This window comes from Motiliproteus sp. SC1-56 (assembly GCF_017309075.1).
Taxonomy (GTDB): domain Bacteria; phylum Pseudomonadota; class Gammaproteobacteria; order Pseudomonadales; family Balneatricaceae; genus Motiliproteus.
On sequence record NZ_JAEMGS010000001.1, the window covers coordinates 15,857 to 41,257 of the forward strand.

The window sequence follows — 25,401 nt, forward strand, 5'->3', positions numbered from 1 at the left end:
CTTAGACCTGGCGCGCTTGCAGGCGCCGAACCAATTCCGCCACCGCCTGGCCGCGATGGCTCAGCCGGTGCTTTTGCGCCGGGTCCAGCTCGGCGCTGTGGCAGCGGTGTTCGGGCACGTAGAACAGCGGATCATAACCGAAGCCGTTTGCCCCCTTGGGGGCGAGGGCGATACGCCCCTCCCAAGTCCCCTGACAGATCAGCGGGGTGGGGTCCTCGGCATGGCGCAAAAATACCAACAGGCACTGGAAACGGGCGGTACGCTGCTCCTCGGGCACCCCTTCCAGGGCTTCGAGCAACTTGGCGTTGTTATCGGCATCGGTGGCGCCGGGACCGGCGTAACGGGCGGAATAGATTCCGGGCGCACCTTTGAGCACATCCACCTCAAGGCCGGAGTCATCGGCCAGGGCAGCCAGGCCAGTGCAGCGGCTTGCGTGACGGGCCTTGATCAGGGCATTCTCCACGAAGCTCAGCCCGTGCTCTTCAATATCGGCGACCCCAAGCTCGACCTGGGGCAGCACTTCCCACTCCAGCGGGCCGAGCACCTGGTTGAATTCTTTCAGTTTTCCCCGGTTGCCACTGGCCAGTACAATCTTTTGCATAAATCCTTAATCGGCGTAGAAGTGTTGTCTGAAGCTGATCTCATACGCGGATGAGGTCGGTGCCGGCACCACCTTGAGGTCAAAGCTCAGTATTTCGTCGTTGGTGAAGCGGAAATCGGCGATATAGTACACTGCCTCTCCCTCTTCGATCTCTTTGAACTCGAGGTCCTGCACCTGCCCCATCAGGTTCTTGAGGGTCCCGACCACGTTGGCCCGGACCGGCTTCTTGCCGTTGTCCCCCACCTGCAGCACCGCCACGTTCAGCAGCGCGCCGTATTTGCTGCGCTGAATGTTGTAGGCCTGGGCCACTTCGGGCGGCAGGAAGCTGCTGTTAAAGGCGTTGTAGTGGACTTCGTAGTCATCGAAGGGCTGGAACTGCTCGGCGTGTACCGCGCTCCCCGCCCCCATTCCGAACAGAACCAGAACGGCGGCAGCCAGACGGGTCAGTCGCATAAAGCTTCTCCTTGAACGCTGCGGTGACCGCCCCGCGGGCTATCGGGTCACCCGATAGATAGCGATTTCTCCCAACATATTGGGCCACAGCCGGTTGGACCAGCGATTGCGGTGACGGCTGTCGACCACGGTCCGCTCCACGATATGGATGTTCTTCTGCCAACAAAGCTCTTCGAAGTCATTGAAAGTACAGAAGTGTATGTTGGGCGTGTCATACCAAGTATAGGGGAGAAATTTCGAAACCGGCATCTTTCCCCGAAAGGCCAAGTAGAAGCGTGCGCGCCAGTGGCCGAAGTTGGGAAAGGTCACGATGGTCTCCTTGCCGATCCGCAACATCTCCTCCAGAACCCGGTCGGGACGATGCACGGCCTGCAACGCCTGGGTCATCACCACCACGTCGAAACTGTTGTCCTTGAAGTTCCCCAGCCCCTTGTCCAGGTCCTGCTCAAGCACGTTGACCCCAGCTTCGATGCAGGCGGTGATGTCGTGCGGATCGATTTCCAGGCCATAGCCCTGGACACCCTTGTGACGAGTAAGAAAACTGAGCAATTCGCCCCGTCCGCAGCCCAGGTCCAGCACCCGGGCGCCGGGCTTGATCCACTCCTGAATAATCTCCAGATCCGCACGCATCAGTTGTCCTCCGTCCCCGGAATATCCCGCGCCACCCGCTGCATATAGCCCCGAAAAATATCCATGTAGCGCGGAATCGGCATCAGGAAGGCATCGTGGCCCTGGGGTGCATCCACCTCGGCGTAACTGACCGGCTTACCCGCCGCGGCCAGAGCATCGACGATCTCCCGCGAGCGCTCCGGCGAAAAGCGCCAGTCCGTGGTGAACGACACCACGAGGAACTGGCAGCGGGTTCGCTCCAGGGCACTGACCAGGTCGTCCCCGTACTCGGCGGCCGGGTCGTAGTAATCCAGGGCTTTAGTCATCAACAGGTAGGTGTTGGCATCAAAACTCCGGGAAAAGGTCTCCCCCTGGTAGCGCAGGTAGCTTTCGACCTCAAAATCGGCATCGTAGTCAAAACTCAGCTTGCCGCCACGCAGCTCGCGGCCGAATCTCGCCCCCATGGCATCATCAGACAGGTAGGTGATATGGCCGACCATGCGCGCCAGCATCAGGCCCTGCTTGGGGTAGGTGTCGTGATCCTGGTAGCGCCCCCCGAGGAACTCAGGATCTTTGCTGATGGCGTGCCGCGCCACCTCGTTAAAGGCAATATTCTGGGCCGACAACTTGGGCGCGGAAGCAATCACCAGACAGTGTCGCAGCCGTTCGGGAAAGTCGATTGCCCACTGCATGGCCTGCATGCCACCCAGGCTGCCGCCGACCACCGCCGCCCACTGCCTGATACCCAGGCGGTCCGCCAGGCGGGCCTGGCTGGCAACCCAGTCCCGCACCGTTACCATGGGAAAGTCCGGCCCGTAGCGCTCCCCCGTCTCCGGGTTGATGCTGTCAGGACCGGTGCTGCCGTGGCAACCGCCCAGGTTGTTGAGCGCCACTACGAAGAAGCGATCGGTGTCGATTGGCTTGCCCGGACCAACCGCCGAGTCCCACCAGCCGGGCTTGCGGTCCTCGGGACTGTGGTAGCCGGCCACGTGGTGGTTACCACTCAGAGCATGACAGATAAGGACGGCATTGGAGCCTTCGCTGTTAAGGGCGCCGTAGGTCTCAACCACCAGATCATAACTGGACAGGCTGCGGCCACAGGTGAGGAGCAAGGGCTCGTTGAAATGGAAGGTCTGGGGCTCGACCAAACCGACCGAATCGGCGGGAAAATCGTGGGGCATCAGTCTACTCGAAGCAAAAATACGGACAGAACGGGAGCATCGGCGTCGCGCCTTACATGTCGTACAGCAGCCTGATCTCGTAATAGCCCATGGTCAGTCGTCCCTTGTGATCCCCAACTCCGGCGGCACCCTGGAAGGATGCTGGATCCGCACCTGCTTGCGCCGACTCCGCTCACCGCTGACAATTTCAACGGCTTGGCGGCCGACACCAAAGGCCTTGGCCATAAAGCGAATCAACTGAGCATTGGCCTGGCCATCCACCGGCGGTGCGCTGAGCCGTATCTTAACACTGTCACCGTGCAGCCCGGCAATCTCGTCACGGGAGGCCCGCGGCTGCAGATAGCAGGCAAGGTAGAGGTCCTCCCCCTGCCAGCGGCCCGGCCCGCTCATCAGATAATGCGGTGCAACTGCAGCTGGATCACCTGGATCACCAGAAAAATCAGGATCGGCGACAGATCCAGGCCGCCGATGGGGGGCACCACCTTACGGGCCAGGTTGAAGACCGGCTCACACAGCTGGTTGATCAGCTGCGGCGCCGGGTGGTAGCTGTTGGGCGCCACCCAGCTGATGATGACCGAGGCAATCACCGCGTAGAAATAGATATCCAGAATGTTGCTCAGCAGGCCCACCAGGGACACAACCAGCAGGCTGACCGGCTCGGGGAAACCGCCGCGCAGGCCAAACAGCAGACCGAAGGTCAGCATCTTCACCAACAGGGCCAGGACCAAGGCAGAAAAGTCCCGCCCGGCCAGTCGCGGCAGCAGCTTCTGCAGTGGTGACACCGGGGGCTGGGTCAGCTTGTAGACAGCCTGGGAGATGGGATTGTAGAAGTCCGCCTGGGCCATCTGCAGGAGAAAGCGCAGAATCACCAGGAAAACGTAAAACTCCCCCAGTGTACGGATGATCAGGCTTAAAGTGTCGTGTCCCATTGAGCAGAAATCTCCGGTTATGCTGCCAAGCCATTGAAAGCGAGGGTCCTATAATAGGGGCGCGCGGGGGGCTTTTCCACCGTTCAGCCCCGCCCCAGCTCCTCAGCCATCTCCCGGGCCCGCTCGACACAATCCTGCATCGCCTTCTCCACCAGGGGCTCGAGCCCCCCGGCCTGAAACGCCTTGATCGCCCGCTCGGTGGTACCGTTGGGCGAGCACACCCGCCGGCGCAATTCTGCCGGTGTCAGATCGCTTTGCTGCGCCATTCGGGCCGCTCCCAGTGCCGTCTGCAGCGTCAGTTGGGCACTCACTTCGTCACTCAACCCCAGTTTCTGGCCGGCGGCGATCATCGCCTCCATAAACAGGAAATAGTAGGCCGGGCCACTGCCAGACACCGCGGTCACCGCATCCAGCAGCGCCTCCTCCTCCACCCAGACAGTCAAGCCGACTGCCTTCATCACCCGCTCTGCCTGTTGCTTTTGCAGCGTGCTGGCGGCCGCGTTGGCGTAAAGCCCGCTGGCGCCGCTCTGCACCAGCGACGGCGTGTTGGGCATGCAGCGCACCAGCGCGGTATCGCGCCCCAGCCACTGCTCCAAGCTGGAGCAGAGGACGCCGGCGGCCACCGACACCACCAGCGGCTTTGTCTCGGCAATAGCCTCACGCAGGGAGACGCACAGATCCTTGAACATCTGCGGCTTGACCGCCAGCACCACCACCTCGGCGACGCGCACCGCCGCTTCGTTGTCGGTGGTCACCTGGACGCCCCAATCGGCATGCAGGCGCTCCAGCTTGTCCGCGGAGCGGGCCGTGGCCCAGATACGCCGGGGGGGATAACCATTGGCCAGCAGGCCACCGATAATCGCCGAAGCCATGTTGCCGACACCGATAAATGCCAGCACGGGGTAAGAGTTCTGTCCAGTCACGGTGTGTTCCTTCTGGGTTGGGAGTTTCTGGCGACCGTTCGCTAGTCACGCGCCCCGAAAAGGGCGGTGCCAATACGCACCAGGGTCGAGCCTTCAGCGATCGCCGCATCCATATCACCGCTCATGCCCATGGAGAGGGTATCCATGGTCGGCGCCTGGGGCTTGAGCCGCTCCTGCAGCTGGCGCAGCTGGGAAAAGGCATGGCGCTGGGCCGCCTGTTCCGTTTCCGGCCGGGGAATGGCCATGAGGCCGCGCAGCATCAGGTTGGGCAGTTTGACGATCGCCTCCGCCAGCGCCGGCGCTTCATCAGGCGTAACCCCGGCCTTGTTCGCCTCTCCACTGATGTTTACCTGCAGGCAGACGTTCAAAGGCGGCAGGCCGACAGGACGCTGTTCGCTCAGGCGGCGGGCAATTTTGAGCCGGTCGATGCTGTGGACCCAGTCGAAATGCTCGGCCACGGCCCGGGTCTTGTTGGACTGCAGGGGACCGATGAAATGCCATACCAGGTCAAGGTCGGTCAGCTGCGCCATTTTATCCAGCGCGTCCTGCAGGTAGTTCTCACCGAAATCCCGCTGCCCCGCGGACGCCGCCTCGCGGACCATTCGCGCCGGCTTGGTTTTGCTGACCGCCAGCAGGCGCACCGCCCCTTCCGGGCGGCCTGCGCGAAGCTCTGCTTCTCTGATCAGGGTCAACGTTCGAGAAATATTCTCTGTTATGCTAAACATCTCGTTTTCAGGGGTCATCAGCCACCCGGGTGGTTGGGGGGGCCCAACTTTATTTGATTGCGTTTACAGGGTCCAGCGGTGCCATGGATATTACAGAGCTTCTAACTTTCAGCGTGCAGCAGAACGCCTCTGACCTGCATATTTCCGCCGGCATGCCCCCCATGATCCGGGTGGACGGGGACATGCGCCGGATCAAGATGCCTTCGCTGGATCACAAGCAGGTCCATTCGCTGATCTACGACATTATGAACGATAAGCAGCGCAAGGACTTTGAGGAGTTCTTCGAGACGGACTTCTCGTTCGAGGTACCGGGCCTGGCCCGTTTCCGGGTCAACGCCTTCAACCAGAACCGCGGCGCCGGCGCGGTCTTTCGGACCATCCCCACCGAGATCCTGTCGATGGAAACCCTTGGCATGGGCAAGGTGTTCCAGGACCTGTCGGAGCGCCCCCGGGGACTGGTGCTGGTGACCGGCCCGACCGGCTCCGGTAAGAGCACCACCCTGGCGGCCATGGTCGACTACGTCAACGACACCCGAAACGACCATATCCTCACCATCGAGGACCCGATCGAATTCGTCCACACCAGCAAGAAGTGCCTGGTGAACCAACGGGAAGTGCACCGCGACACCCTGGGGTTTGCCGAAGCGCTGCGCTCGGCCCTGCGGGAAGACCCGGACATCATCCTGGTGGGCGAGATGCGTGACCTCGAGACAATCCGCCTGGCCCTGACCGCGGCCGAAACCGGCCACCTGGTATTCGGCACCCTGCACACCACCTCCGCCGCCAAGACCATCGACCGGATCATCGATGTGTTCCCGGCGCAGGAGAAAGCGATGGTGCGCTCCATGCTGTCCGAATCGCTGGAAGGGATCATCTCCCAGACCCTGCTGAAAAAGCCCAAGGGCGGCCGGGTCGCGGCCCACGAGATCATGGTCGGCACCCCCGCCATCCGCAACCTTATTCGCGAAGACAAGGTCGCGCAGATGTACTCCGCCATTCAGACCGGCGCCGCTTTCGGGATGCAGACCATGGACCAGTGCCTGCAGAACCTGATGCAGAAAGGACTGATCTCCCGCGAGGCGGCGCGCGAGAAGGCGAAGATGCCGCAGAATTTCTGATTCGGTTATCATAGGCCCGGTACCCGGCTCACGACCGGGGTCCGGCTTCCCGAGGAGCCGGGGGGCACACAGCCCCGCGACCCTCTAGGTTTACAACATTGAAGGTAATGTCGTGGATTTCACCCAGCTGTTGAAAGTCATGGTCGAGCGGGACGCGTCCGACCTCTTCGTCACCGCCGGCGCCCAGCCCAGCATCAAGGTGGACGGGACCCTCAAGCCCCTGACCCGCGACGCGCTCACCCCCTCCCAGGCGCGAGGCCTCACCTACGCCACCATGAACGACATGCAGCAGAGCGAGTTCGAGGCCAAGCACGAGTGCAACTATGCCATCAGCGCGCCGGGCATCGGCCGTTTCCGGGTCAGCGCCTTCTTCCAGCGCAACTCCCCGGGCATGGTGCTGCGCCGAATCAAGAACGAAATCCCCAGCATGGACGAACTGCGCCTGCCGCCGATCATCAAGGATCTGGCCATGGGCAAACGCGGGCTGATCCTCTTCGTGGGCGGCACCAGCACCGGTAAGTCCACCTCGCTGGCCTCGATGATCGATTACCGCAACCAGAACAGCAAAGGCCACATCATCTGCATCGAGGACCCCATCGAGTTCATCCACGACCACAAGAAGTGCATCATCACCCAGCGCGAGGTGGGTCTGGATACCGACAGCTTTGAGGTAGCCCTGAAGAACACCCTGCGCCAAGCGCCCGACGTCATTCTGATGGGGGAGATTCGCAGCAAGGACACCATGGGCTACGGCCTGCAGTTCGCCGAAACCGGCCACCTCTGCCTTGCCACCCTGCACGCCAACAACGCCAACCAGGCGCTGGACCGGATCGTCAGCTTCTTCGACGCCGATCACCACAACCAGTTGTGGATGGATATGTCCCTCAACCTCAAGGCGATCGTCGCCCAGCAGCTGCTGCCCACCTCCGACGGCAAGGGCCGCGTCGCCGCCATCGAGGTGCTGCTGAACACGCCCCTGGTCTCCGACCTGATCCGCAAGGGCCAGGTTCACGAGCTCAAGGAGCTGATGAAAAAGTCCACCAACGTGGGCATGCAGACCTTCGACCAGGCCCTCTACAACCTCTTTGAGGAGGGCAAAATCACCTACGAAGACGCCTTGGCCCACGCGGATTCGGCCAACGACCTGCGCCTGATGATCAAGCTCTCGGCCGAAACCAACCCGGAATTGCAGAGCCGCATCAAGGGCGGCGAGGACGGCGATATGTTCTTCCTCCAGGAAGAGGACGACTACCTCAACTTCTAACAGCGAAGGGCGTTTGCGCCCCACCCCGAAAGAAAAAAGGCGATGGAGTCATCCATCGCCTTTTTCGTATCCGCAAGGCCGTTCACTCAGGGCTGCCTGAAAACCACCCGCCCCTCCAGCAGGGTCGTCCTCACCTGCCCTTTCAGGGGCTGCCCCAGCAGCGGGCTGTTGAGCCCCCGCGAGCGTGAACTTTCTGCCGTCAGGCTCCACTCCCGTACCGGATCGAACACGCAGATGTCCGCCAGCGCGCCCTCTTTCAGCCCCTCATGGGCCAATCCCAGCACCCGGGCCGGACCGACGGTCAACCGGGCGACCAGCTGATCCAGCGTCAGCACGCCCTGCTCCACCAGCGCCAGCGCCAGGGGCAACAGGGTTTCCAGGCTACTCATACCCGGCTCGGTCGCGGCGAAGGGCGCCGCCTTGGCCGCTGCCTCATGGGGCTGGTGGTCGGAGCAGACGGCATCAACGCTCCCGCTCGCCAGACCCTGGCGCAGGCCGTCGCGATCGGCCTGCGAGCGCAGGGGGGGCAGCAGGTGGAAACGGCTGTCGAAGCCGCTCAGGTCGGCGTCGCTGAAGATCAGCTGATGCACGGCCAGGTCGCAGCTGACGCGAAGGCCGCGGGCACGGGCCTCCTCGATCATCCGCAACGAGGCGCGGGACGAGAGCTGGCCAAAATGGAGGCGGGCCCCGGTTTGTTCGGCCAGCAGCAGATGACGTGCCACATCCACGGTCTCCGCGGTTTCCGGAATCCCGGCCAGGCCGAGCCGGTCGGCGGTGGCCCCGTCGTGGGCGCAACCGCCGGCTCCCAGCCCCGGATCCTGCGCCTGCACCATGACCAGCAGGTCGTGGGTGGCGGCATATTCCAGGCAGCGCATCAGGGTGCGGTTGCTGGGCAGTGGCCGGCGGGCATTGGTGAAGGCCACACAGCCAGCTTCCTTAAGCGCCACCATGTTGCTCAGTTGCTCGCCCTCCAGCCCCCGGGTGAAAGCCCCCAGGGGCAGCACCCGGCAATAGCCCGCCTCGGCGGCCCGGTCCAGAATCAGCTGCACCACGGCGGGGGTGTCGATAACCGGCTGAGTCAGGGGCGGACAGCACAGAGTGGTGACCCCGCTGGCGGCAGCGGCGGCGGTTTCGGTTTCGATCGTGCCCTTCTGGGTCAGTCCCGGCTCACGCAGGTGCGCCTGCAGATCGATAAAGCCGGGCGCGACCACGCAACCCTCGGCCTCGACAACCTCCTCGACCTCAAACCCCGCCGGGTGGTCGCCGATGGCCACGACCCGGCCGGCTTGAAGAAAGAGGTCCTGATGGGCGTCGACCCCGTTAAAGGGGTCGACCAGCCGTCCACCCCGAATGTGAATGTTCATGGATTGCGTCTGTTGATTGATCACCGGAGGATTCACTCGCCTGCTGTACCGTTTCGACTATTCATTGAGGTGTTCGGTGGTTTGACCGCTCACCGCCATCGACATCACCGCCATGCGGGTGGCAACGCCGTAACCGACCTGCTTAAGAATCAGCGACTGGCTGCCATCGGCCACCTCGGATTCAATCTCCACCCCGCGGTTGATCGGGCCGGGGTGCATCACGATCGCGTCCGGCTTAGCCTGCGCCAGACGCTCTCGGGTCAGACCATAAAGTTTGTAGAATTCACTCTGGCTCGGCAGAAAGGCGCTGGCCATGCGCTCGGTCTGCAGCCGCAGCATGATCACCACATCCACGTCACGCAGGCCCTGGCCCAGGTCATAGTAAACCCGCGCCCCCAGCTCTTCGATGTGCTTGGGCAGCAGCGTCTTGGGGCCGATCACCCTGACCTCTCCGGCTCCCAGGGTATTGAGGGCGTGAATCTGGGAGCGAGCCACCCGGGAGTGCAGGATATCGCCGACAATGGCCACCTTCAGCGCCCCGAAGTCGCCCTTGTGACGGCGGATGGTCTGCATGTCCAGCATCGCCTGGGTAGGGTGGGCATGACGACCGTCGCCGGCGTTGATTACCGCCACCCGCGGGGTGACGTGCTGAGCGATGAAGTGGGCCGCACCGCTGTCGGGATGGCGGACCACGAACATGTCGCTGTGCATGGCCTGCAGGTTGCGCAGCGTGTCCATCAGGGTCTCCCCCTTGGAGGTCGCCGAGGTGCTGATATCCAGGTTGAGTACGTCGGCGGACAGTCGTTTGGCCGCGAGCTCAAAGGTACTGCGGGTACGGGTGCTGTTTTCAAAGAAGAGGTTAACCACGGTGCTACCGCGCAGCAGGGGAACCTTTTTTACCGCCTGATCGCTCATGTCCACAAAGGAGTCGGCCGTATCGAGAATCTCGGTGAGCAGCTCACGGCTCAACCCTTCGGTGGTCAGGAAGTGGCGCAGTTGGCCGCGCCGGTTCAGTTGCAGCTTGGCAAGATCACAAGGCTGATTCATGGTGTCGGGTCCGAAAACGGGGTAAAAGGGTCAGCGGTTTTTTTCCTGCAGCTCCAGCCGCAGCGGCTCGGGCCCGGTCAGTTTCAGTTGCTGACCGGGGTCGAGGTTCAGGCTGCGCCCCACCACGTCTGCGCGAATCGGCAGCTCCCGCGCCTCCAGGTCCACCAGGGCCACCAGCGTCACCGACGCCGGGCGACCGTAGTCAAAGAGCTCGTTCAGGCCTGCCCGAATGGTCCGTCCGGTCATCAGCACATCGTCCACCAGCACGATATGACGCCCTTCCACCGCCTCGTTCAGTGCCGAGGGCCGCACCTTCGGGTTCAGCCCGATGCGGGTAAAGTCATCGCGGTAAAAGCTGATGTCCAGCACGCCCACCGGGCTGCTCGGCTCCAGCGCCTGGTGAAGGCGTTCTGCGAGCCAGACGCCGCCGGTGCGAATGCCCACCAGCAGTGGGTTGTCTATCTGGCGTTGGTCCAGGTAGGCGCGAAGCTGCTGCTGGATACTCTCCAGCAAAGGCTCGACAGCGAGGGTTTCGGACATTACTACTCCTCTAATTTGTCCTGACTGTTGCGCAGGGAGGGCTCCCGGAACCAGCTCTCGAGAATCAGCTGGGCGGCCATGCCATCCATCGAATGGGTCTTGAAGTCGGCGCGCCCGCCGCGGGCCAGGTGGATCCCCTTGGCCTCGTGACTGGTCAGGCGTTCGTCCATCAGGTAAGCGATCAGTTGGTAACGGGCCTGGAGCCGGTTGGCGAATTTACGCGCCCGGAAGGACATCTCGCACAGGGAACCGTCCATGTTAAGGGGCAGGCCCACCACCAGGTGTTGCGGCTGCCATTCTGCGATCAACGCATCCAGCGCCTCCCAGGCCGGGACGCCATCGCGGGCCGATACCGGGGCCAGCGCGGTGGCCGTCGCGGTGACCTGCTGGCCGACCGCCACACCGATACGGCGAGTGCCGAAATCAAAGGCTAATATCAATCCGCTTTCCGTTGTCCCTGCGCCAAATTCAGCCGTGCCCGGATTGCGAGGTCAGCAGGTCAAGATTGACCCCAAGCTTCGAGGCTGCCGCCTCGAGTCGCTCCGGCGCCGCGGTGGCGAAGATTATATCCAAATCGGCGGGGCAACTTAACCAGGCATTGTCGCTCATTTCCTGTTCCAGCTGGCCGGCGCCCCAACCGGCATAGCCCAGCGCGATCAGATACTGATCCGGCCCCTTGCCGGCACCAATGGCTTCGAGAATATCAAGGGAAGTGGTCAGGTGGAGGTCAGCGTTGATCTCGTAGGTGGAGTTCCACGCTCGCCCGCAGGGCCGGTGAAGCACGAAGCCGCGCTCCCCCTGCACGGGACCGCCGGCGTAAACCGGCATCTCGGGCCTGGCCAGCGCCTCGACGTCGATCTCAAGGTGACCCAGTATATCCTTGAGGGACAGCTCCATCGGCCGATTGATCACCAGCCCCATCGCCCCCTGGTCGCTGTGATCGCAGATATAGGTCAGCGTATGGCTGAAATTGCCGTCATTCAGGTGCGGCATGGAGATCAAAAAGTGATCGCGCAGATTAATGTCGTTCATTGAGGCTTCCATGGCCTTAGTATCGATCCCTAAACTCCGCTACACAAGTCCATTTGCGCGCCCTCAACTTCCCCCGTGCACACCAAACATTGATCTGGCGCCTAGCGTCCCCTCACCCCCTCGGTTATGCTTTGCGCTTCAGGAGGATGGCGCCGTAATATGACAAAATTGAAAGTTCTGGTCGTGGATGACGCGGCCTTTATTCGCGACATGGTGCGCAAGGCGATCCGCGCACGCTTCCCCGGCATGGAAGTGGACGAGGCGATCGACGGCCGCAAAGCCCAGAAGATCCTCAGCCGCACGAGCTATGACCTGATACTGTGCGACTGGGAGATGCCTGAAATGTCCGGCATTGAACTGCTCACCTGGCTGCGCCAGGAGCACAAGGCCGACACCCCCTTCGTCATGGTCACCAGCCGGGGGGACAAGGAAAACGTGGTCGAGGCGATCCAGGCCGGGGTGACCGACTATATCGGCAAGCCCTTTTCCAACGACAAGCTGCTGGGCAAAGTGCTCAAGGTGATGGGTAAACGTCACAGCCTCCAGGCCATGGAGGGCGGGCGACAGGTCAGCAGCGGCAATGTCGGCGACGGCTCGCTGCAGGCATTGACCGGCGGCCGCGCGGTGAAGCCGGCGGCCAAACCCGCCTCCGCACCCAAGCCCGCAGCCGGCGGCAGCGTCGCCGCACTGACCGCCAAGACCGCGAGCAAAGCCCCGCCCGCACCCAAACAGACGGCCATGAAGAGCTCGGCCCACCTGCGCTTTGGCGAGAAGACGGTTCAATGCATCGTCAAATCCATGAGCCTGAAGCAGATCATCCTGGTGTGTCGCGCCCAGGACGGCGTACCTTCGATCCTCGAGTCGGTGGTGGTGGATCTGGAGCAAGGGTCGGCCGGCGAAGACATCGCGCGGCTCAATGCCTATGTGCATCAACTGCAGGCCGCCGAGCCGACGATGGACAGCAGCCTGATCAACGTGACCACCACCTTGGTGGACCAGGATCCGGCCAAACTGTCTTACCTGTCGCGAATGATCGCCAAGGGCACCGTCAGCGGGAAATACGTTCCGGGGGCCTGATTTTAGCCCGGGCCCCGGCTTCGGGGCTCGCTTTCAACCCTTATAGACGCTCCTTCAAGCGCACTCCTCAAGCCTCGCCCAACATCCGCTCACGAAACGCCTCCAGCCCCTGCTGCACGAGGCGATAAGTACTGTCGACGTCATCGGCGATACGCCCCTCGAGCACCCCGAGCCCCTGGAGAATGTCGCGGGCCTCCTCAAAGCCGCGCTCGATGCCGGAGCCGATCAGCTCCAAAAAGCCTTCCACCTGCTCAGGCTGGGTCAGTTCCGGGTGCTGCGCCTGAAAGCGCGCCAACAACCCCGTGCTCAGACTCAGGATTCGCTCCGCCGTAGCCTGCGGCGACACGTCGAGAGCTTCCTGCCGCGTCCGCTGCAGCGCATCGGCACCCAGCGCCGGCGCCAGGGTCTCGTTGATGGCCTCGATCGCCGCGGCGTAGGTTAACGCGAGAGGCTGATTACCGGCGGCCAGGCTGACCCGCTGGCCCGCCTCCAAAACGGCGAGGTTCTGGCGCTGGACAGGGGAAAGGGTTCGTTGCGCGGGTGCGGGATTACTAGGCTGATCGCTTCGCGCCGGCGCGCTAGACCCGCTTCCCAAGGGAGTAACAGCCATCTCAAACCTCCTGAAGAGAACAGGATGCAAGTACTGATGGCTGAATTTTAGCCGAAGACGGTAGGAACCGGCCCCGACCTAACTGTTAAGGCCGAAGCGGGCGCGCTCGAATTTCCAGGTACGGATAATCTCCACCATGTCGGCATGCTTACGCAGCTCCGGCGGGAAAGGCGCAAAGGGGGCCGCCAGACGCACGATACGCCGGGCGGCGTCGTCCAGCAGTTTGTAGCCCGAGCTCTGGAGCACATCCACCCGCTCGAGAGAACCGTCCGGGCGAATCACCACCAGCAACCGCAGGTGCCCGTAAAGCTCTCGCTTCCGGGCCTCCTCGGGGTAGTTAAGGTTGCCGATGCGCTCCACCTTGCGCCGCCAGCTATCCAGGTAGGCAGCGTCGAACGCCTTGCGGGTGGAGGCCGAGTAGAGCCGCCGCACCCGCGGTTGCTTGGCGCTCTGCTGCTGGTAGAGATCCAGCTTGGCCTCAAGGCTCGCAATTTCCAGGCTGCGGGCCAACAGCGAGGTCGCCGACCCCGTCGCGGGCCTTGCCGCCGCGGCCTCCGCGTTCGCCCGGTCACTGAGCAGCGACAACGCCCGCTCGCTCTGCGTCACCACCAGCTCGCGCAGACTGCGACTCTCGGCCGGCGGTTTCGGACTGGGCTCAACCACCTCGGGCACCGGTTCCGGCGCGGGTACCGGCTGAGGCTCAAGGGCCTGTTCCTGGGCGGGAGCAGGCTGCACCCGGGGCGCCACGTCACGGGGCTGGTTGGCTTTGAAGGGGGCCACTTCCCGGGTACTTGGCAGCGTTTTCTCGGCCACGTTGCCGCTGCCCACCTGGTCGTGCTGGGCAAGGAAGTCCGCCTCTTTCGGGGCCTGCTCGCTTTCAAACTGAGCCAGAGTCACTTCCAACGTGCGGGCCACGGGCTTGGCGGTATCGGTTTTGAAACCGAGCCCCAGGATAACGATGGCGTGTACCGCAATGGCCAGAAAAACGGTAAACCCAAGGCGGTCGAAGGGCGTGATGGGACGGACCGGAGACACAGACTGCACAGCCATATGCCCCTCAGCGCTTTGCACAGCGCTCGGCGATAACATCCATCAGCCGCCCGGCGATATCCAGACCGAACTGATCGTCCAGCTCGCGAATGCAGGTGGGGCTGGTCACGTTAATCTCCGTCAGGTAGTCGCCAATAACGTCGAGGCCGACAAACAACAGTCCCTTCTCCCGCAGCACCGGCGCCACCTGGGCGCAGATCCAGCGATCCCGCTCGGTCAGGGGGCGGCCTTCGCCGCGTCCGCCGGCGGCCAGGTTGCCCCGGGTCTCACCGGCACCGGGAATACGCGCCAGGGCATAATCTACCGGTTCCCCGTCAACCATCAGAATCCGCTTGTCGCCCTCGCTGATCTCGGGGATAAAACGCTGCGCCATGATCTGGCGCTGGCCGTGCTGGGTCAGGGTTTCCAGGATCACGCTGAGGTTGGGATCCCCCTCCTTACAACGGAAAATGGACGCGCCGCCCATGCCATCCAGAGGCTTGAAGATCACGTCCTTCTGCTCCCGGTAAAACTCCTTGAGCAGCATCGGCTCACGACTGACCAGCAGGGGCGGACAGCACTGGGGAAACTGGGTCGCAAACAGCTTTTCATTGAAATCCCGCAGACTCTGGGGCCGGTTGACCACCAGAACCCCCTGCCGTTCGGCCTGCTCCAGCAGGTAGGTGGTGTAGAGGAACTCGTTGTCAAAAGGCGGATCCTTGCGCATCAGGATCACATCCAGTTCGGCCAGAGCCTTTTCGTTGTAAGCCCCGCGCTCAAACCAGGCTTCAGGATCCCGGGCAACCCGCAGATCAGCCATGCGCGCCATGGCCTGGCCGTCCCGGGAGAACAGTCCGGACTGCTCCATGTAATGGAGATTCCAGCCCCGGTCCTGGGCCGCCCAGAGCATCGCCAGGGTACTGTCTTTTTTGTAGGTGATGGACTCGATCGGGTCCATGACCACGCCGACGTTTAGGCTCATAAAGCTACCTGTCGCCTTGAGTAGAAGGGTCTAAATTCACGGGCTCCCATAGTACCAGATCAGGCCTGCACCGGGGGGACAAAAAGCGTAACGGTAAGCCCCGCTTCAGGCTAGGTCGCCCCACAGGTATTGCAGCACCGAAAGCGCGGCCACCGGCGCCGTTTCGGTGCGCAGCACCCGTGGGCCGAGCGAGAGAGGCACAAAGCCGGCGGCGCGGGCCTGCTCCAGCTCGGTATCGCTGAGCCCGCCCTCGGGGCCGACCAGCAGCGCCACGGAGGCGGGACGGGCAAACTCGCCCAGGGCGCGAGGCGCCTCAGGATGAAGGATCAATTTCAGTTCCGCATCGACCTGCTGAACCCAGTCAGCCAGCACCCGCGGCGCGCTGACATCGGGTACCCGGCTGCGCAAGCACTGCTCGGCGGCGCTCACCGCCACCTGCTGCCAGTGGGCGGTTCGCTTGGCCTGGCGCTCGGCGTTGAGGCGCACTTCACAGCGCTCGGTAAACAGGGGCGTCACCGTCCCCACTCCCAGCTCGGTGGCTTTCTGCAGGGCATAGTCCATGCGCTCGCCCCGCGAGATGCCCTGGCCGAGGCTGATACTCAGCCGGGGGTCAGCCGGCACCGGCCTGCACTCGGCCAACTGTACCCGGACGGTTTTCTTGGTGACCTCAACAATGCGGGCGGGAAACTCACCGCCCTCACCGTTGAACACCACCACCTCATCGCCGGGACCCATGCGCAAGACACGCCCTAGGTGCTGGGCGGCAAAGGCACCGAGCGCAAGCTCAGCGCCCTCGTGGAGCGGTTGCGGGTCGTAGACGCGGGGAACTCGCATAAGCAGATACTCAAAGGAGCCGCCTCGCAGCCCCCTTTTAACAGGCCGTTAGAGGCCGGCAGCGGCGCGCAGGGCCTCGGCGCGATCGGTACGCTCCCAGGTAAAGTTTGCGTCTTCACGACCGAAATGACCGTAGGCCGCCGTCGGACGGTAGATGGGACGGCGCAGGTCCAGCATCTCGATGAGCCCCTGGGGACGCAGGTCGAAGTGCTCGCGCACCAGGGCCACGATCTTGTCGTCGCTCAGCTTGCCGGTACCAAAGGTATTGACGCTGATCGAAGTGGGCTCGGCGACGCCGATGGCATAGGAGACCTGGATCTCGCAGCGCTCGGCCAGACCCGCGGCAACGATGTTCTTGGCCACGTAACGCCCGGCGTAGGCGGCGGAACGGTCAACCTTGGAGGGATCCTTGCCGGAAAACGCGCCCCCGCCGTGGTGGGCCATGCCCCCGTAGGTGTCGACGATGATCTTGCGCCCGGTCAGACCGCAATCCCCCATGGGGCCGCCGATGATGAACTGGCCGGTGGGGTTGATATGGTATTTGGTGTCCTTGTGCAGCCACTCCTTGGGCAGCACGTGCTGGACGATCTCCTCCATCACCGCCTCGCGGATATCGGCCTGTTCGATATCGGGGGCATGCTGGGTGGAGAGCACCACCGCATCCACCGCTACCGGCTTGCCATCCTCGTAGCGCAGGGTGACCTGAGACTTGGCGTCGGGCCGCAGCCAGGGCAGGATGCCCTTCTTGCGCAGTTGCGCCTGGCGCTCCACCAGTCGGTGAGCGTAGTAGATCGGCGCCGGCATCAGCACCTCGGTCTCATTGGTGGCGTAACCGAACATCAGCCCCTGGTCACCGGCCCCCAGATCCTTGGATTCACCTTCATCAACGCCCACGGCGATGTCCACCGACTGTTTGCCGATGGCGTTGAGCACCGCACAGGAGGCGCCGTCAAACCCCACCTCGGAGCTGGTGTAGCCGATATCGAGAATCACGTTACGCACGATATCTTCCAGATCCACGTAGGTGGAGGTACGCACCTCGCCGGCGATCACCGCCATGCCGGTTTTGACCAGGGTTTCCACCGCAACGCGGGCATGGGGGTCGTCACGCAGAATGGCGTCCAGCACCGCATCGGAAATCTGGTCGGCCATTTTGTCCGGGTGCCCCTCGGACACGGACTCGGAGGTAAACAGGGAATAGTTACTCATAAAGCGGTTGCCTTAATAATTGAATGTTTTGATAAAAACAGTGACTTAATTACCAAGCAATAAAACGTCTACAGCGGGTTCCTGAGCGCCCGAGTGACGGTCTTACCGGCGCAGGTGTCGCGTGGCGACTTGGCCGGGGCGGGAATCAAGAAGCCGTATGATACCGGCTATCACCTCGGTGCGCATTTTTTTTGCGGCCAAAAGCCCGGAAAAATCGGCGTAATCACCTGAAATCAATTCAACCGGTCGTTTTTTTCCGATTCCCATTTGAAGCTGCTTAAGGAGTGAGAGAGAATACGCGTCTGATTTTTTCGACTTACCCTCAGGGTCCAACCCAGGAGCTAGCCTCAATGTCCTCCCGCAGAGAACTTGCCAACGCCATTCGCGCCTTGAGCATGGACGCCGTTCAGCGCGCCAAATCCGGTCATCCCGGTGCCCCCATGGGCATGGCGGATATCGCTGAAGTGCTATGGAACGATTACCTGCAGCACAACCCCAGCAACCCGCAGTGGATCAACCGCGACCGCTTCGTTCTCTCCAACGGCCACGGCTCCATGCTGCTCTACTCCCTGCTGCACCTGAGCGGCTACGAGCTCGGCATCGAGGATCTGAAGAACTTCCGTCAGCTCCACGCCAAGACCGCCGGTCACCCCGAGTTCGGCTATGCGCCGGGTGTCGAAACCACCACCGGCCCCCTGGGCCAGGGCATCGCCAACGCGGTGGGCATGGCTGTCGCCGAGAAGGCCCTGGCCGGGCAGTTCAACCGTGACGGCTTCGACATTGTCGATCACTACACCTACGCCTTCCTCGGCGACGGCTGCCTGATGGAAGGCATCTCCCACGAGGTCTGCTCCCTGGCCGGCACCCTGGGGCTGGGCAAGCTGATCGCCTTCTACGACGACAACGGCATCTCCATCGACGGCGAAGTCGAAGGCTGGTTCACCGACGACACCGTCAAGCGCTTCGAAGCCTACGGCTGGCAGGTCATTCCGGCAATCGACGGTCACGACCCCGAGGCGATCACCGCGGCCATCGAGCAGGCCCGCGAAAACACCGAGCAGCCCACCCTGATCTGCTGCAAGACCGTCATCGGCTTCGGTTCGCCCAACAAGCAGGGCAAGGAGGACTGTCACGGCGCGCCCCTGGGCGACGACGAGATCACCCTGACCCGTGAAGCCCTGGGCTGGAAGCACGCCCCCTTCGAAGTTCCCGAAGAGATCTACGCCGAGTGGGACGCCAAGGATGACGGCTGCATTGTGGAGAACAGCTGGAACGAGCTGTTTGCCGCCTACAGCGAGGCGCACCCCAAGCTCGCCGCCGAATTCCTGCGGCGCATCAGCGGCGACCTGCCAGAAGACTTCGCCGCCCAGGCCGACCGCTTTATCGAGAACCTGCAGGAGAAAGGCGAGTCCATCGCCAGCCGTAAGGCGTCACAGAACGCCCTCAACGCGTTCGGCCCGCTGCTGCCCGAGCTGATGGGCGGCTCCGCCGACCTGGCCGGCTCCAACCTGACCCTGTGGGAAGGCTGCAAGGGGCTGAGCAAAGACGAAGCCGACGGCAACTACATCTACTACGGCGTGCGCGAATTCGGCATGTCCGCGATCATGAACGGCCTGGCCCTGCACGGCGGCTTCATTCCCTACGGCGCCACCTTCCTGGTGTTCATGGAATACGCCCGCAACGCGGTGCGCATGGCGGCGCTGATGAAGCAGCGGGCCCTGTTCGTCTATACCCACGACTCCATCGGCCTGGGTGAAGACGGCCCCACCCACCAGCCTATCGAGCAGATCGCCAACCTGCGCCACACCCCCAACCTGGACGTCTGGCGGCCCTGTGACGCGGTGGAATCCGCCGTCGCCTGGAAGCAGGCCCTGAGCCGGGTCGACGGCCCCAGTGCCCTGATCTTCTCGCGCCAGGGACTGCCCCACCAGGAGCGCTGCGCCGAGCGCCTCAACAACATCCGCCGCGGCGGCTACACCCTGCGCGACTGCCAGGGCCAGCCCGACCTGATTTTCATCGCTACCGGCTCCGAAGTTTCGCTGGCCATGGAAGCGGCAGAGACGCTGTCCGCGGACGGCAAACAGGTGCGGGTGGTCTCCATGCCCTGCGCCGAGGCTTTCGAAGCGCAATCCAACGACTACCGCGAGCAGGTGCTGCCGTCGGCGGTCACCGCCCGCATCGCGGTCGAGGCGGCCCACAGCGACTTCTGGTACAAGTACGTGGGCCTGAACGGGCGCATCGTCGGCATGACCCGCTTCGGCGAATCAGCCCCCGCCGGCGAGCTGTTCAAGCTGTTCGGCTTTACAGTGGACAACCTGGTCAAAACCGCGCGCGAGCTGCTGTAAACGCGGCCGTCTGACGGCATAGCGTGGATCCCGGCAACGCAATTTGCCGGGATCCGACGATTGAAGGAAGCCTATGGGATATCGGGTAGCGATCAACGGATACGGCCGCATCGGCCAGTGCGTGCTGCGGGCGCTCTACTCCCACCGCGCCCGCCATGACCTGCACGTGGTGGCGATCAACGAACTGAGCGATATCGACACCCTCGCCTACCTGACCCGCTACGACACCACCCACGGCCGCTTTCCCCTGCCGGTGGAACGCAACGGCGAGCACCTGATGATCGGCGACCATGCCATCCGCGTGCTCAACGAGCCCGACCCCGCCCGCCTGCCCTGGGCCGAGCTGGAAGTGGACCTGGTGCTGGAGTGTTCAGGATCCTTCAATGACACCGCCACCGCCAGCCAGCACCTGAGCAGCGGCGCCTCACGCCTGCTGTTTTCCCAGCCCGCCTCCGCCGAAGTGGACGCCACCATCGTCTACGGCTTCAACCACGGCCTGCTCAAGCCCGCACACCGCATCGTCTCCAGCGCCTCCTGCACCACCAACTGTATCGTCCCGGTGCTGAACCTGCTGCACGAGGCCTTCGGCATTGAGCACGGGGTCACCACCACCCTGCATTCAGCAATGAACGACCAGCCGGTAATCGACAGCTACCACCACACCAACCTGCGCCTGACCCGCAGCGCCCTGCAGTCGATCATCCCCGTGGACACGGGGCTGGACCGGGGCATCGACCGGCTGCTGCCGGAGCTTTCAGGCCGTTTTCAGTGCCTGCACCTGAGGGTGCCCACCATCAACGTCTCGGTGATGGACCTGTCAGTGCAACTGCAGCGGGCCACCACCCCCCAGGCAGTCAACCGCTTGTTCCAGGCCCAGGCCCGGGGCAGCCTTGCCGGGCTGCTAGGCTATACCGAGGAGCCGCACGCTTCGGTAGACTTCAACACCGACCCCCGCTCCGGCATCGTCGACGGTACCCAGACCCGCGTCAGCGGCGGCACCCTGCTGAAAATGCTGTGCTGGTTCGACAACGAGTGGGGCTTCGCCAACCGAATGCTGGACGTGGCCCAGGCCTGGCTCAAACTACCCGATTCCAAACCTTGAACGTTAAGCACCACTTATAGGAAGCGCCCATGAGTGTCTTGAAAATGACCGACCTGGATCTGCGCGGCAAGCGCGTGCTGATCCGCGAAGACCTGAACGTCCCCGTCAAGGACGGCAAAGTGACCAGCGACGCCCGCATTCGGGCCGCCCTGCCCACCCTGGAGCACGCCCTCAAGGCCGGTGCTCGGGTGCTGGTGATGTCACACCTGGGCCGCCCCACCGAGGGCGACTACGAGGAAGCCTACTCCCTGGCCCCGGTGGCCGAACATCTCGGCGACCTGCTGGGCCGCGACGTGCCGCTGCTAAAGGAGTGGCTCGACGGCGTCGAGGTCGGCGCAGGCGAGCTGGTGCTGCTTGAGAACGTGCGCTTCAACGTCGGCGAAAAGAAGAACGACGATGCCCTGGCTAAGAAAATGGCCGCCCTGTGCGACGTCTTCGTGATGGACGCCTTCGGCACCGCCCACCGCGCCCAGGCCTCCACCCACGGCGTCGCCAAGTTCGCCCCCAGCGCCTGCGCCGGCCCCCTGCTGGCCAACGAGCTGGACGCCCTGGCCAAGGCCCTGAAGACCCCGGCCCGGCCGATGACCGCCATCGTCGGCGGCTCCAAGGTATCCACCAAACTGACGGTGCTCGAGGCCCTGTCCGAGAAGGTGGACCAGCTGATCGTCGGCGGCGGCATCGCCAACACCTTCCTCGCCGCCGCCGGCTACTCCGTGGGCAAGTCCCTCTGCGAGCACGACCTGATCGACCAGGCCAAGGCGCTGATGGCCAAAACCCAGATTCCGCTGCCCACCGACGTGGTGGTCGCCACCGAGTTTGCCGAATCCGCCGCCGCCACGGTGAAGAAAGTCGACGAGATCCGCGAAGACGACATGATCCTCGACATCGGCCCCGAGTCCGCCGCGGCCCTGGCCAACCTGCTCACCGAGGCGCAGACCATCGTCTGGAACGGCCCGGTAGGGGTCTTTGAATTCGACCAGTTCGGGGAAGGCACCAAGGCCCTCTCCCTGGCGATCGCCAACAGCAGCGGCTTCTCCATCGCCGGCGGCGGTGATACCCTGGCCGCGGTCGACAAGTACGGCATCGCCGACCAGGTCTCCTATATTTCCACTGGCGGTGGCGCTTTCCTGGAGTTCGTCGAGGGCAAGACCCTGCCCGCGGTGGCCATCCTTGAAGAACGGGCGAACGCCTGACAACCGGTCTAACCATCGGCCCGACCAACCGGCCCAAACAAGAGAACGAGAGAGACAACTATGGCTCTGATCAGCATGCGTCAACTGCTGGACCACGCCGCCGAACACGGCTACGGCATTCCGGCTTTCAACGTCAACAACCTTGAGCAGATGCGCGCCATCATGGAAGCCGCCGACAAGACCGACAGCCCGGTCATCGTCCAGGCTTCGGCCGGTGCCCGCAAGTACGCCGGCTCCAACTTCCTCAAGCACATGATCCTGGCCGCGATCGAGGAGTTTCCCCATATCCCGGTCTGTATGCACCAGGATCACGGCACCTCCCCGGCGGTGTGCCAGCGCTCCATCCAGCTGGGCTTCTCCTCGGTGATGATGGACGGCTCCCTGCGAGAAGACGGCAAGACCCCCAGCGACTACGACTACAACGTCGAGGTCACCCGTCGTACCGTCGAGATGGCCCACGCCTGCGGCGTCTCCGTGGAAGGCGAACTGGGCTGCCTGGGCTCCCTGGAAACCGGCCAGGCCGGCGAAGAGGACGGCATCGGCGCCGAGGGCATCCTGTCCCACGACCAGCTGCTGACCGACCCCGACGAGGCCGCCGACTTCGTCAAGCGCACCGGGGTCGACGCCCTGGCCATCGCCTGCGGCACCAGCCACGGCGCCTACAAGTTCACCCGCCCGCCCACCGGCGACGTGCTCTCCATCGACACCATCAAGAAGATCCACAACCGCCTGCCCGACACCCACCTGGTCATGCACGGTTCCTCTTCGGTGCCCCAGGAGTGGCTGGCGATCATCAACGAGCACGGCGGCGAAATCCCCGAGACCTACGGGGTCCCCGTGGAGCAGATCGTCGAGGGGATCAAACACGGCGTGCGCAAGGTGAACATCGACACCGACCTGCGCCTGGCCTCCACCGGCGCGGTACGCCGCTTCCTGGCCCAGAACACCGCCGAATTCGACCCGCGCAAATACCTCAAGGCCACCATGCAGGCGATGAGCGATATCTGTATCGCCCGCTACGAGGCCTTCGGTACCGCCGGCAAGGCCTCCAGCATCAGCGCCCTCTCCCTGGAAGCGATGACCGACCGCTACCTCAGCGGCGAGCTGGACCCCAAGGTCAACTGATCACGGCTTTACCCCGGCGCGTATCTCGCGTAAAAAAGGCGGCTTAGCCGCCTTTTTTCTTTGTGAAATCCAATGGATTACGATCCCACCCCCCTGGCGACCCGGCTACACGCAGGCGCCTCCCCCGAACAGCTGGCAGAGCCGGGCCTTGCCTTCAGCCGCTACTACGGCCTCGACTTCCCCGCTCGGCTCGTGCGCCGGCGCTGGCTCCAGGGGCTGACCGTCGGTGGCGTGACCATCGCCGTGCACCACTTTCTGCCCCACGCACCCCGCGGCACGGTACTGCTGGTACACGGCTACCAGGACCACCATGGTCTATACGGCCACCTGATCGAGTACGCCCTCAAGCGCCACCTGGCGGTGCTCTGCTTCGACCTCCCCGGCCACGGTCTCTCCGCCGGCCCGCGGGCCAGCATCGACGACTTCGACCGTTACCAGCAGGTGCTACAGGGGGTGCTCGCCCACCGGGCCACGCTGGACTGGCCCGGCCCGCTGCACCTGCTGGGCCAGAGCACCGGTGCCGCCATCCTCTGCCAGCACCTGCTGCAGCAGCGCCCGAGCCCCGACGGTACCGTGGTGCTGCTCGCCCCCCTGGTACGCCCGGCCAAATGGCAGCTGGTGCAGACCGCTCACCGCCTGCTGACCCCGTGGACGAACGGAATCCCCCGCACCTTCACCAGCAACAGCCACGATGTCGATTTCCTGCGTTTCCTGCGCGAGCAAGACCCCCTGCAGGCGCGCATCATCTCTGCGGCCTGGATCGGCGCGCTGCGACGCTGGATTCCTGGTTTTCTGGCGCTGGCACCAGCCCCTGACTACCGCCCCCTGATCATCCAGGGACGCGAGGACGGCACCGTGGACTGGCGCTACAATCTGGGGGTACTGCAGGACAAATTTCCCGGTTGCCGAATCTGCTACCTGGAGCAGGGACGGCACCACCTCGCCAATGAAGCCCCCGAAATCCGGCACGAGTACTTGGCTTGGCTGCAACGCCACTGGACGGTTTGACTATGACCTCGGTAGCCTGACTGTGACCCGGATGATCTGATTATGCCCCGCCTGCTGCTGGTCGCCCATGCCCCCTCCCCCAACCTGAAACGGCTCGTCGAGGCCGTCGCCCGCGGCGCTCGCCATCCGGATATCGCGGGCGTGGAACTGGAAATGCGCTCGCCGTTTGACGCAGGTCCCGAAGAGGTGCTGGCCGCCGACGCCCTGATACTCGGCACGCCGGAGAATTTCGGCTACATGTGCGGGGCCCTGAAGGATTTTTTCGAACGCATCTATTATCCATGCCTGGAGCACACCCAAGGCCGCCCCTATGCGCTCTTTGTCAGAGCCGGCAACGATGGTCGGGGCGCGGTGAGCAGCGTGGAGAGGATCGTCGCGGGACTCAGGTGGCGGGCGGTGCAAGCCCCGCTGGTGATGCGGGGCCCCTTTGACGAAGCCTTTCTCGGCCAGTGTGAAGAGCTGGGGATGGGCCTGGCCGCAGGGCTGGAAGCGGGGATCTTCTAACCCCGCGCTTGCGTCTAGCGGTTCAGTGGGCCAAGTGCCCACCACTGTGAGAAGGGGCGATATCGAAGCGGTGGTCATCTTCCTCCTGGAAGATATGGTAGCCGCCGCCCTCGACTCCCTTCGCTTCCTCAAGCGCCCGTTCGGCTTGGGCAATCAGCTCGACCGCTTCACGCCCCTCTGGGGCAACGACACGAATACCGACAGCTATTTCCAGCTCCACCTGCTGTCCGCGGACCCGAATCGGTTCGGCAAGCCGGCTAAACTGGCGCTTCACCAGGTTAATCGCGGCGGTGGGCTGCATTCCCTCCTGCAGCAGGATGGCAAAGCGGTTGTCGCCGTAACGGGCCACCAAGTCGGAGATACGGACACTGTAGCGGACCATCTCGGCCACCCGCGCCAGTATTCTATCGGCGACCTCCTGCCCGGAAGTACGGCTCAATTCATCCAGGTTCTTCAGCTCAACCAACACCAAGGCTCCCCAGCGCTGATTGTCCGCCATCTGCTTGAGGAGAGGAGAGAGTTGTTGCTGAAAGAAATCGTGATCGTACAGGCCGGTTAATGGATCTTTATAATTGACATTTTCCATCGCGTTTGTCT

29 protein-coding genes are annotated in these 25,401 nt (G+C 63.4%); 9 read left to right on the forward strand and 20 right to left on the reverse strand.

What is annotated here, in order from left to right; genetic code table 11:
• Window position 1: 1 nt before the first annotated feature.
• The 8 genes from rdgB to JGZ97_RS00135 all read right to left on the reverse strand — a co-directional run bounded on the left by rdgB (window position 2) and on the right by JGZ97_RS00135 (window position 5,421).
• Window positions 2-601, reverse strand: a complete 600-nt coding sequence (rdgB, locus tag JGZ97_RS00100; protein ID WP_207060559.1) for an RdgB/HAM1 family non-canonical purine NTP pyrophosphatase — start codon at window positions 599-601, stop codon at window positions 2-4.
• Between the two features lie 6 nt (window positions 602-607).
• Complete coding sequence (locus tag JGZ97_RS00105; protein WP_207060560.1) at window positions 608-1,054, reverse strand: DUF4426 domain-containing protein; 447 nt, start codon at window positions 1,052-1,054, stop codon at window positions 608-610.
• Between the two features lie 39 nt (window positions 1,055-1,093).
• Window positions 1,094-1,684: a methionine biosynthesis protein MetW gene (gene metW, locus JGZ97_RS00110; RefSeq protein ID WP_207060561.1), complete on the reverse strand. Its 591-nt coding sequence runs from the start codon at window positions 1,682-1,684 to the stop codon at window positions 1,094-1,096.
• Window positions 1,684-2,844: a homoserine O-acetyltransferase gene (locus JGZ97_RS00115; protein ID WP_207060562.1), complete on the reverse strand. Its 1,161-nt coding sequence runs from the start codon at window positions 2,842-2,844 to the stop codon at window positions 1,684-1,686. Before JGZ97_RS00115 ends, metW begins: the two co-directional genes overlap by 1 nt.
• Before the next feature lie 93 nt (window positions 2,845-2,937).
• Complete coding sequence (locus JGZ97_RS00120) at window positions 2,938-3,234, reverse strand: DUF167 family protein (RefSeq protein WP_207060563.1); 297 nt, start codon at window positions 3,232-3,234, stop codon at window positions 2,938-2,940.
• Window positions 3,234-3,773, reverse strand: a complete 540-nt coding sequence (locus tag JGZ97_RS00125) for a YggT family protein (protein WP_207060564.1) — start codon at window positions 3,771-3,773, stop codon at window positions 3,234-3,236. Before JGZ97_RS00125 ends, JGZ97_RS00120 begins: the two co-directional genes overlap by 1 nt.
• Before the next feature lie 83 nt (window positions 3,774-3,856).
• A complete protein-coding gene (proC, locus tag JGZ97_RS00130) occupies window positions 3,857-4,696 on the reverse strand; it encodes a pyrroline-5-carboxylate reductase (RefSeq protein ID WP_370583970.1) in 840 nt (279 codons plus the stop codon).
• A 41-nt stretch (window positions 4,697-4,737) separates the two neighbouring features.
• Window positions 4,738-5,421 (reverse strand): YggS family pyridoxal phosphate-dependent enzyme, encoded by a 684-nt coding sequence (locus JGZ97_RS00135; RefSeq protein WP_207060565.1) that lies wholly within the window; start codon window positions 5,419-5,421, stop codon window positions 4,738-4,740.
• Window positions 5,422-5,504: 83 nt separating this feature from the next.
• Here JGZ97_RS00135 and JGZ97_RS00140 point away from each other — a divergent pair, with 83 nt between their 5' ends.
• Complete coding sequence (locus JGZ97_RS00140; RefSeq protein WP_207060566.1) at window positions 5,505-6,539, forward strand: type IV pilus twitching motility protein PilT; 1,035 nt, start codon at window positions 5,505-5,507, stop codon at window positions 6,537-6,539.
• 112 nt (window positions 6,540-6,651) lie between these two features.
• Complete coding sequence (locus tag JGZ97_RS00145; RefSeq protein WP_207060567.1) at window positions 6,652-7,803, forward strand: PilT/PilU family type 4a pilus ATPase; 1,152 nt, start codon at window positions 6,652-6,654, stop codon at window positions 7,801-7,803.
• Between the two features lie 86 nt (window positions 7,804-7,889).
• Here the strand turns inward: JGZ97_RS00145 and JGZ97_RS00150 are convergent, their stop codons facing one another.
• Genes JGZ97_RS00150 through JGZ97_RS00170 form a run of 5 tightly spaced genes read right to left on the reverse strand, consistent with a single transcriptional unit; the run spans window position 7,890 to window position 11,786 of the window.
• Window positions 7,890-9,167 (reverse strand): dihydroorotase, encoded by a 1,278-nt coding sequence (locus JGZ97_RS00150; protein ID WP_207060568.1) that lies wholly within the window; start codon window positions 9,165-9,167, stop codon window positions 7,890-7,892.
• 57 nt (window positions 9,168-9,224) lie between these two features.
• Window positions 9,225-10,214: an aspartate carbamoyltransferase catalytic subunit gene (locus JGZ97_RS00155; protein WP_207060569.1), complete on the reverse strand. Its 990-nt coding sequence runs from the start codon at window positions 10,212-10,214 to the stop codon at window positions 9,225-9,227.
• Between the two features lie 30 nt (window positions 10,215-10,244).
• Window positions 10,245-10,754 (reverse strand): bifunctional pyr operon transcriptional regulator/uracil phosphoribosyltransferase PyrR, encoded by a 510-nt coding sequence (gene pyrR, locus JGZ97_RS00160; RefSeq protein WP_207060570.1) that lies wholly within the window; start codon window positions 10,752-10,754, stop codon window positions 10,245-10,247.
• A 2-nt stretch (window positions 10,755-10,756) separates the two neighbouring features.
• Window positions 10,757-11,194 (reverse strand): Holliday junction resolvase RuvX, encoded by a 438-nt coding sequence (ruvX, locus tag JGZ97_RS00165; protein ID WP_207060571.1) that lies wholly within the window; start codon window positions 11,192-11,194, stop codon window positions 10,757-10,759.
• A gap of 28 nt (window positions 11,195-11,222) precedes the next feature.
• Window positions 11,223-11,786, reverse strand: coding sequence for a YqgE/AlgH family protein (locus tag JGZ97_RS00170; protein ID WP_242521438.1), 564 nt, complete (start codon window positions 11,784-11,786; stop codon window positions 11,223-11,225).
• A 159-nt stretch (window positions 11,787-11,945) separates the two neighbouring features.
• Between JGZ97_RS00170 and JGZ97_RS00175 the strand changes: the two genes are divergently transcribed.
• Window positions 11,946-12,863 carry a response regulator gene (locus JGZ97_RS00175; protein WP_207060573.1) on the forward strand — a complete coding sequence of 306 codons (918 nt, stop codon included), beginning with the start codon at window positions 11,946-11,948 and terminating at the stop codon, window positions 12,861-12,863.
• A gap of 67 nt (window positions 12,864-12,930) precedes the next feature.
• Here JGZ97_RS00175 and JGZ97_RS00180 read toward each other — a convergent pair whose 3' ends face one another.
• The 6 genes from JGZ97_RS00180 to JGZ97_RS00205 form a co-directional block, all read right to left on the reverse strand.
• A complete protein-coding gene (locus tag JGZ97_RS00180) occupies window positions 12,931-13,473 on the reverse strand; it encodes a DUF5610 domain-containing protein (protein ID WP_207060574.1) in 543 nt (180 codons plus the stop codon).
• A 78-nt stretch (window positions 13,474-13,551) separates the two neighbouring features.
• On the reverse strand, window positions 13,552-14,523 hold the full coding sequence (locus JGZ97_RS00185; RefSeq protein WP_207060575.1) for an energy transducer TonB: 972 nt from the start codon (window positions 14,521-14,523) through the stop codon (window positions 13,552-13,554).
• Between the two features lie 7 nt (window positions 14,524-14,530).
• The gene (gene gshB, locus JGZ97_RS00190; protein WP_207060576.1) at window positions 14,531-15,484 is read right to left on the reverse strand and encodes a glutathione synthase; all 954 of its coding nucleotides are present in this window, start codon (window positions 15,482-15,484) and stop codon (window positions 14,531-14,533) included.
• A gap of 105 nt (window positions 15,485-15,589) precedes the next feature.
• Window positions 15,590-16,318: a 16S rRNA (uracil(1498)-N(3))-methyltransferase gene (locus tag JGZ97_RS00195; RefSeq protein ID WP_207060577.1), complete on the reverse strand. Its 729-nt coding sequence runs from the start codon at window positions 16,316-16,318 to the stop codon at window positions 15,590-15,592.
• A 48-nt stretch (window positions 16,319-16,366) separates the two neighbouring features.
• Window positions 16,367-17,527: a methionine adenosyltransferase gene (gene metK, locus JGZ97_RS00200; RefSeq protein ID WP_207060578.1), complete on the reverse strand. Its 1,161-nt coding sequence runs from the start codon at window positions 17,525-17,527 to the stop codon at window positions 16,367-16,369.
• Window positions 17,528-17,629: 102 nt separating this feature from the next.
• Window positions 17,630-17,794 carry a hypothetical protein gene (locus JGZ97_RS00205; protein WP_207060579.1) on the reverse strand — a complete coding sequence of 55 codons (165 nt, stop codon included), beginning with the start codon at window positions 17,792-17,794 and terminating at the stop codon, window positions 17,630-17,632.
• Window positions 17,795-17,877: 83 nt separating this feature from the next.
• Here JGZ97_RS00205 and tkt point away from each other — a divergent pair, with 83 nt between their 5' ends.
• From tkt to JGZ97_RS00235, 6 genes are all read left to right on the forward strand, one after another.
• A complete protein-coding gene (gene tkt / locus JGZ97_RS00210; protein ID WP_207060580.1) occupies window positions 17,878-19,872 on the forward strand; it encodes a transketolase in 1,995 nt (664 codons plus the stop codon).
• Window positions 19,873-19,945: 73 nt separating this feature from the next.
• The gene (locus JGZ97_RS00215; protein ID WP_207060581.1) at window positions 19,946-20,974 is read left to right on the forward strand and encodes a type I glyceraldehyde-3-phosphate dehydrogenase; all 1,029 of its coding nucleotides are present in this window, start codon (window positions 19,946-19,948) and stop codon (window positions 20,972-20,974) included.
• A 29-nt stretch (window positions 20,975-21,003) separates the two neighbouring features.
• Window positions 21,004-22,167, forward strand: a complete 1,164-nt coding sequence (locus JGZ97_RS00220; protein ID WP_207060582.1) for a phosphoglycerate kinase — start codon at window positions 21,004-21,006, stop codon at window positions 22,165-22,167.
• A 60-nt stretch (window positions 22,168-22,227) separates the two neighbouring features.
• The gene (fba, locus tag JGZ97_RS00225) at window positions 22,228-23,292 is read left to right on the forward strand and encodes a class II fructose-bisphosphate aldolase (RefSeq protein ID WP_207060583.1); all 1,065 of its coding nucleotides are present in this window, start codon (window positions 22,228-22,230) and stop codon (window positions 23,290-23,292) included.
• A gap of 72 nt (window positions 23,293-23,364) precedes the next feature.
• Window positions 23,365-24,300 carry an alpha/beta hydrolase gene (locus JGZ97_RS00230; RefSeq protein ID WP_207060584.1) on the forward strand — a complete coding sequence of 312 codons (936 nt, stop codon included), beginning with the start codon at window positions 23,365-23,367 and terminating at the stop codon, window positions 24,298-24,300.
• A gap of 42 nt (window positions 24,301-24,342) precedes the next feature.
• Window positions 24,343-24,804, forward strand: coding sequence for a flavodoxin family protein (locus JGZ97_RS00235; protein WP_207060585.1), 462 nt, complete (start codon window positions 24,343-24,345; stop codon window positions 24,802-24,804).
• A gap of 22 nt (window positions 24,805-24,826) precedes the next feature.
• Here the strand turns inward: JGZ97_RS00235 and JGZ97_RS00240 are convergent, their stop codons facing one another.
• Window positions 24,827-25,390, reverse strand: coding sequence for a diguanylate cyclase domain-containing protein (locus JGZ97_RS00240; protein ID WP_207060586.1), 564 nt, complete (start codon window positions 25,388-25,390; stop codon window positions 24,827-24,829).
• Window positions 25,391-25,401 lie beyond the last annotated feature (11 nt).